The following is a 6,955-nucleotide window of genomic DNA, read 5'->3' as shown; positions in this document are numbered from 1 at the left end:
AAAAGATGTATTAAACAGATACGCAACTTATTAAATATAACAAAATTATTTCAACAACATTCTTTTAGACTACAGCCTAATTTTCTTAATATTTTCATCTATAAAATCACCTGTTTTATAACGCCACACAAAGGTGATTATTGTTAATAAAATAATCTTTCCAATCTTCCTAAATCGGTATAACATGCGTGTTTTCTATATTAAAACCACTACTTTTTAGTGCTTTAAAAAGTGTTTCTACTTGCCAACGTTTTTTATAAGAAGCCATTGTCTGTCCGGATTTATTGAACGATACGATGTGTACCTTTGGACCAGATTCTTTTACAGGAAGATTGAGTTCTATTTTCTAATGCAGTGCCGAAACTACCTTTTATGTAATTGCAGTTTACTTTGGATCCATTAAAATTAATATGACAGTCCGCAATATGTTCCAAAGGATAAAATATGTCACACAGATAACACGGATTGAACGGATTTTGCACAGATTTAAATAACAGTTTGATTCACCAAGTAAAAAAATCCGTGTAAATCGGTATAATCTGTACAATCTGTGGGCTACTATTTATGCTTTATAAATGTACAAACGACGAAAATTGTATTCGAAATGATTTTAGTCCGCATTACGGATAGTCATAAAAATTAAACACACACGCTACACCCTTGGTACTATGCTTTTGGTCGATTTAATATGTGTTATTACCGCTATTTTAGTAGCGAGTTGGTTTTTCTAAATGTTACGGTTCACAGGATTGTTGTTTAATCCTTGCCTAATTGTTTATAAATTTTGGATTCTGGTTTTAAAATCCATCGGAATTTTCTAGAAGACAACGCCAACTTTTTGGTATGTAAGACCATAGCCTTACAACCAAAATGGATTGAATCAGTTTAGGCATTTGTGTAAGTATTAAATTTACTTATCGGGTTATATACTTAAGCAATACTATTCATTTCCCATTATTACTGGAACTTAGATATTATTAAGATTGTAAAATAGTAGTCTAAAATCATCAGATTTAAATAAGCGTATTACGGTTCTATTATTTGCTTCACTTATACGTATTATTTAAGTATGTAAATCGGTTTACTTATATCTTTATTTCTCATGATTTGGCTGTAGTAAAATAGATGTCTGATTAAGTTTTAGTGATGAATGAAAGTAAGATTGAAGAGATTGCTGATGTGGATGAATTGTATACCAATCCACAGAAAGAAATACAAAGAAGTTGATTAATGCGATACCGAAGAGGTATTTTGATTAGCCACTAATCCAGTTGAAGAACCTTTAATCTTCAATTATAAAAATAGGTGGAATTTTTTTATTAATTATCATAACAAAAACGATTACAATCTTTTTTTTTAATAATAAATCTAAGTTTTTTATTGTTTATAAATAAAATTTATGCATTTCGTCGATTTAATTTGCTTTTTATCGATTTGTTAGGTAAATTTACTTTATGAATGTTTTTTTATAAACCAATAATTTTTTTAAAATCATTTTTTTACGAGAAGTTTAGTGTTCCTTTTTTGGACATCAATTCATCTTGAATAGAAATGCAACAAATAGGAATGTTTCATTTGTGATTGGGTTTTAAAATATAGTTGTTCAAAACAAAAATAAGGTAATTGGTGGTTTTTATTAATTTTGAATGTGGCAGTAAATTTCAGTATCCTTGTTCCAAGGATTATTTTTCAGATGCCCTATTTAAGGTTATTGGACATAGTACCAAAGTTATTTCTTTGATAAAGAAACAAACAATTTGTGCTAAGTAAAAATACTTATATTTGCAAAGCATACTTATAAGTGTTTTAAATCGATTAAAATTTCATTTTTGTTAGTAACTCGATTGCTCTTCACTATTTTTTTTTAAAACATACTGAAGGAAGAAATTAATAGACATACTATGGGGGCTAGAATCTGGATTGAATAAGCTGATGGTTCTTTTTTAGGTATAGGTAAGAATAGTAATTAGAAAGCATTGGAAAAACTGGCCTATCATCAATGCGGTGAAAGAAATGAAGATAGCATACAGACAAGCTTGGCAATTAGTGGAAAAGATGAATTAACGTGCTTAAAAACTACTTGTAGGAATTACTCGGAGGTAAAGGCAGTGGCGGTGCAAGACTAACAGAAGCTGAAGAAAGAGCAATTAAAATTTTTTATGAATTAGAAAATGAAATGGCTCTTCGCCTAAATTATTGGCAAACATTAATTTAATAAATTCTGTGGACTAAAAAGCATATTTTTGTTTAAATGATTATCGGAACTAATTACAAAACAAGCTTTTATGATATTACTAAAAAAAATAATGACTAAATTTGATTGTTCCAAAAACACCTAATCCATTATAAAATCTATTATGACTGATAAGCTTGAGCTCTATAGTAAAGTCGCGCAATCCGCTAAAATTGGTGTTTGGGAATTAGACTTGGAAACTAATATCTTTTATTGGGATGCTGTTATGAGATGCATCCATGAAGTTCCTGATAATTTCATTCCTGAAATTGAAACTGTAATTAATTTTTATGCCGAAGGTAAAAATAGAGATAAAATTAAATTACTTGCCGAAAGAGCTATACTTGAAGGAATTCCTTTTAATGACAAGTTTCAGATCATCACGGCCAAAAACAATATCAAATATGTAGAAAGCATGGGTCAGATTGTATTCAAAAATGGAAAACCAAGTCGTTTATCAGGTACTTTTCAAGACATTACAAAGGAGCAGAATTTAATTAAAGAACTTGAAAAATTCTCTTCCATCTTTTCCAAAGCCAATGATGCCGTATTGATCACCGAAGCAGAACCGTTTGATGAACCTGGCCCGAAAATAGTTTATGTAAATGACGCATTTACCAGAATGACGGGTTATACAGCTGAAGAAGTAATAGGCAAAACTCCACGAATTTTACAAGGTCCAAAATCAGATGAAAACGAACTAAAAAGATTAAGTGAGGCACTCAGAAAATGGGAATCTTGTGAAATCACTACTGTAAATTATAAAAAAAACGGAGCAGAATTTTGGATCAATTTAACTGTAAGTCCGGTTGCAGATAAGACAGGTTGGTTTACCCATTGGACAGCTATTGGAAGAGATATTTCACAACGAAAAAATGAGGAGTTACAAAAGACACTTTTTGCTGACATCAGCCGGTTATTTAATGAGCCGGGCACATTAAACCTAATATTGGATAAAGTCTTAGATCGACTGGTAGTTTTTGGATATTTCAGCATAGCGGAAGCTTGGTTAATCAGTGCAGATAAAAAGAAAATAAACTTAGTTTCTAAATATTGTGAAACAGATGCATCACGGGCTTTTTACGATGAAAATAAGGAGCTGAAAAGTTTTGCCAAAGGGGAAGGTTTACCCGGCACTATTTGGGAAACCAAAACCATTCAGCTTTGGCAGAATATCAGAGAAGAGAATAGCTTTATCCGAAGAGATGCAGCTAAAAAAATGGGTCTGCAATCAGCTTATGGGTTACCTGTTTTTTATAATGATGAAGTAATAGCCGTTTTTGTGTTAGGATTAAATTCAGATAAAGATCTAATTGAAGACTTTTCTGTTTTGTTTGAAAACATAGGGATTCTTATTGGTGCTGAAATTAAGCGTAAGCAATTAGAACAGGAACTGAGTCAGATATTCAGCTTTGCACCTGATGTTATTTGCATAGCAGGTTTAGATGGATATTTTAAAAAATTAAATGCTGCGGCCTGTGTACTGCTTGAATATACGGAGGAAGAGCTATTGGCAGTGCCGATTTCTGAATTTATCCATTCTGAAGATAAGCTAAATACAGTTGAAAAATTTGAAGATTTATCTAAAGGAATCGATAGAATTTATTTTGAGAACCGGTATATCACTAAATCTGGAAAAATAAAATGGTTGGCATGGACAATTTCCCCGTCTTCTGAAGAAGGATTCTTTTTTGCGGTAGCAAAAGATATTACTGAGAAAAAAAATCTGGATTTTTTGATTAATAAAACAAATACCCTGGCTCGTATTGGTAGTTGGGAAGTAGATCTTGTGAATAACAGGACCTATTGGTCCAAGCTGATTAGAGAAATTTATGAGGTGCAGGAAGACTATATGCCGGATTTAGAAACGGCTATCAATTTCATTAAAGAGGGAGAAAGCAGGGAGATTATTAGCGAAAAAATTCAGAAGGCCATTGAAAAAGACATCCCATTTGATGTGGAATTACAGATTGTTACCGCTAAAGGAAATGAAAAATGGATAAGAGTTATTGGCGAAACAGAATTTTCCGAAGGGAAATGCATAAAAATTTACGGTAGTTTCCAGGGCATTGATAAAAGGAAAAGAGCGGAGTTATCAGTTATAGAAACTCTGGAAGAGAAAAATACTATTCTCGAGAGTATAGGTGATGCTTTTTTTGCCATGGATAAGTTCTGGACGGTTACTTATTGGAACAATCAAGCAGAAAAACTAATAGGTATATTAAAAAATGAAATAGTTGGACATTATTTATGGGAGGTATTTCCGGATAGCATTAATTCCAAATCTTACAGGAACTACCACGAAGCCGCTGAAAATAATCAGATACTTCAATTTGAGGACTATTATGCGCCTTTGAATAAATGGTTTGAAATAAGTGTTTATCCTTCCAATAACGGTTTGTCAGTTTATTTTAGAGATGCAACAGAAAGGAAAATGGCTGAAGAAAAGCTAAAAGAGTTAAACATGAATCTTGAAAAAAATGTAAAACAACTGGCAACCTCTAATATTGAATTGGAACAGTTTGCCTATGTTGCATCTCATGATTTACAGGAGCCGTTGCGTATGGTGACCGGTTTTCTTACTTTATTGGAAAAAAAATATGGAGATGTAATTGATGAAAAAGGTAAGAAATATATCCATTTTGCGGTAGATGGAGCCAAAAGGATGCGACAAATCATACTGGATTTATTAGAATTTTCCAGAGCAGGTACTCTAGAGGATGACCAGGAAGAACTTGATCTGAATGAATTAGTTAAAGAAATCCAACTGCTGTTCAGAAAAAGGATAGAGAAGAAAAAAGTCATTATTAAGTTTGATAAACTTCCAGTTATTCAAGGCCATAGCGCACCACTGCGTCAAGTATTTCAAAACTTAATAAGTAATGCCTTGAAATATTCAAAAGAAGGATCCTACTGCGAAGTAAATATTACGGTTAAGGAATTTGAAAATCATTGGCAATTTGCAGTAATTGATAATGGAATAGGCATTGCAGAAGAGTATTTTGATAAAATATTTATCATTTTTCAACGGCTTCATAACAAAGACGAGTATTCTGGAACAGGGATTGGGCTGGCGGTTACAAAAAAAGTTATTGAGAACCTTGGAGGTAAAATATGGTTAGAATCTACCGAGGGTAAAGGGAGTACCTTTTATTTTACAATTAAAAAACAGCAGTAATACAAGAGAAAAAAATTAAAATGAAAAATCCATAACATAACTTACAAAGTAGTTTTTAGTTTAAATAAAAGAATAATTAAAATGGAACCCATTCATATTTTATTGGTAGAGGATAGCGAAGGTGATATTCTACTTACAAAAGAGGTATTTGAAGATGCCAAAATAGTTATCAAACTAGACGTAGTAAAAGATGGAAAACAAGCTGTTGATTTCTTAAATAAACAGGGTAATTATCTAAATGCGGACATGCCAGATCTCTTATTGCTGGATATCAATCTGCCTAAAAAAAATGGGATTGAAGTACTGAAATACATAAAAGGGAACGGAGTTTTTAAACATATACCCGTGATTATGCTTACTACTTCTTCTTCTGAAAAAGATATCTTTATGTCTTATCAAAACTATGCCAACTGCTATATCACTAAACCGGTAGATATAGATTCTTTTATGGATGTTATTACTAAAATAGAAAATTTTTGGATTTCAGTAGTAAAGTTGCCAACCAGAAAAAATTATTTCAAATGATAAAAGATAAAAAATCGTACAGTATTTTAGTCATAGAAGATAATTTGGGTGATTTTATGATAGTTGAGGAATTGTTAACAGAACTTATTCTCAATCCTAAAATAACACATGCAAAAAATTTCAAAGAAGCTTCTGTAATCTTATCTTCTGGAGATAGATTTTTCGACATCATTTTATTAGATCTTACGCTGCCGGATAAAAGCGGACAAAATTTGATTACTGAAATCTTGCAGACGGCCTCATTATGTCCAGTAATAGTTTTTACAGGTTATTCAGATGTTGATTTCAGTACCAAATCAATATCTCAAGGGATTTTAGACTATTTAATTAAAGATGATTTGAACGCGACAATGCTTTATAAAAGTATTATTTATTCTATAGAACGAAAAAAATCAATTTCTTTACTTAAAGAATCTGAAAAACGCTACAGCGATCTTTTTCATTTAAGTCCGCAACCAATGTGGGTATGTGATATGGACACATTTCAGTTTTTAGGTGTCAACGATTCTGCCGTTTATAATTATGGATTCACAGAAGATGAATTCTTAAAAATGACTGTCAAAGAAATTATACTTGAAGGAGAGGTTACGATTTCAGCAGCAGCAGTTAATTCTCCAAAACAAAAAGATCAACTCTCGACAAAAGGGATTTACAGACACAAGAAGAAAAACGGAGATGTTATTCATGTAGAGATTCAAAGTAACATCATTTATTTCAACAATCAGAGAGCTGAATTGGTTCTCGCAAATGATATTACAGAGCGTGTACAATATATTAAAGCAATAGAAAAGCAAAACGAAAAATTGCAACAGATAGCCTGGACACAATCACATGTAGTTAGGGCTCCTTTAGCAAGAATGATGGGTATTGTAAATCTCATTAAAGAAATGGATAGTACATCATCCGAATTTGAAGATTTATTGAATCATTTTTCTGATTCCGGAATTGAATTGGACAAAATAATAAGAAACATTGTAAAAAAAACAGAACGCATTAATATTAAAAAAAATTAAAATTAG

4 protein-coding genes are annotated in these 6,955 nt (G+C 31.7%); 3 read left to right on the top strand and 1 reads right to left on the bottom strand.

Going from position 1 to position 6,955, the window contains the following annotated elements:
• Nucleotides 1-169 precede the first annotated feature (169 nt).
• On the bottom strand, nucleotides 170-268 hold the full coding sequence (locus tag FNW38_RS17990; protein WP_143386153.1) for a transposase: 99 nt from the start codon (nucleotides 266-268) through the stop codon (nucleotides 170-172).
• Between the two features lie 2,089 nt (nucleotides 269-2,357).
• On the opposite strand from FNW38_RS17990, the gene FNW38_RS11435 reads away from it, so the two are divergent.
• The 3 genes from FNW38_RS11435 to FNW38_RS11425 all read left to right on the top strand — a co-directional run bounded on the left by FNW38_RS11435 (nucleotide 2,358) and on the right by FNW38_RS11425 (nucleotide 6,949).
• Entirely contained in the window at nucleotides 2,358-5,411 is a 3,054-nt protein-coding gene (locus FNW38_RS11435; protein ID WP_143386154.1) for a PAS domain S-box protein, read from the top strand.
• 81 nt (nucleotides 5,412-5,492) lie between these two features.
• Nucleotides 5,493-5,936 (top strand): response regulator, encoded by a 444-nt coding sequence (locus tag FNW38_RS11430; protein WP_143386155.1) that lies wholly within the window; start codon nucleotides 5,493-5,495, stop codon nucleotides 5,934-5,936.
• Entirely contained in the window at nucleotides 5,933-6,949 is a 1,017-nt protein-coding gene (locus FNW38_RS11425; protein ID WP_143386156.1) for a response regulator, read from the top strand. The genes FNW38_RS11430 and FNW38_RS11425 overlap by 4 nt, the downstream gene beginning before the upstream one ends.
• The last annotated feature ends 6 nt before the right edge of the window (nucleotides 6,950-6,955 follow it).

Origin of the sequence: Flavobacterium gawalongense, from assembly GCF_007097265.1 — a bacterium.
Lineage (GTDB): Bacteria > Bacteroidota > Bacteroidia > Flavobacteriales > Flavobacteriaceae > Flavobacterium > Flavobacterium gawalongense.
Note: the sequence above shows the minus strand (reverse complement) of the source record. Positions and strands in the feature narration are given on the sequence as shown.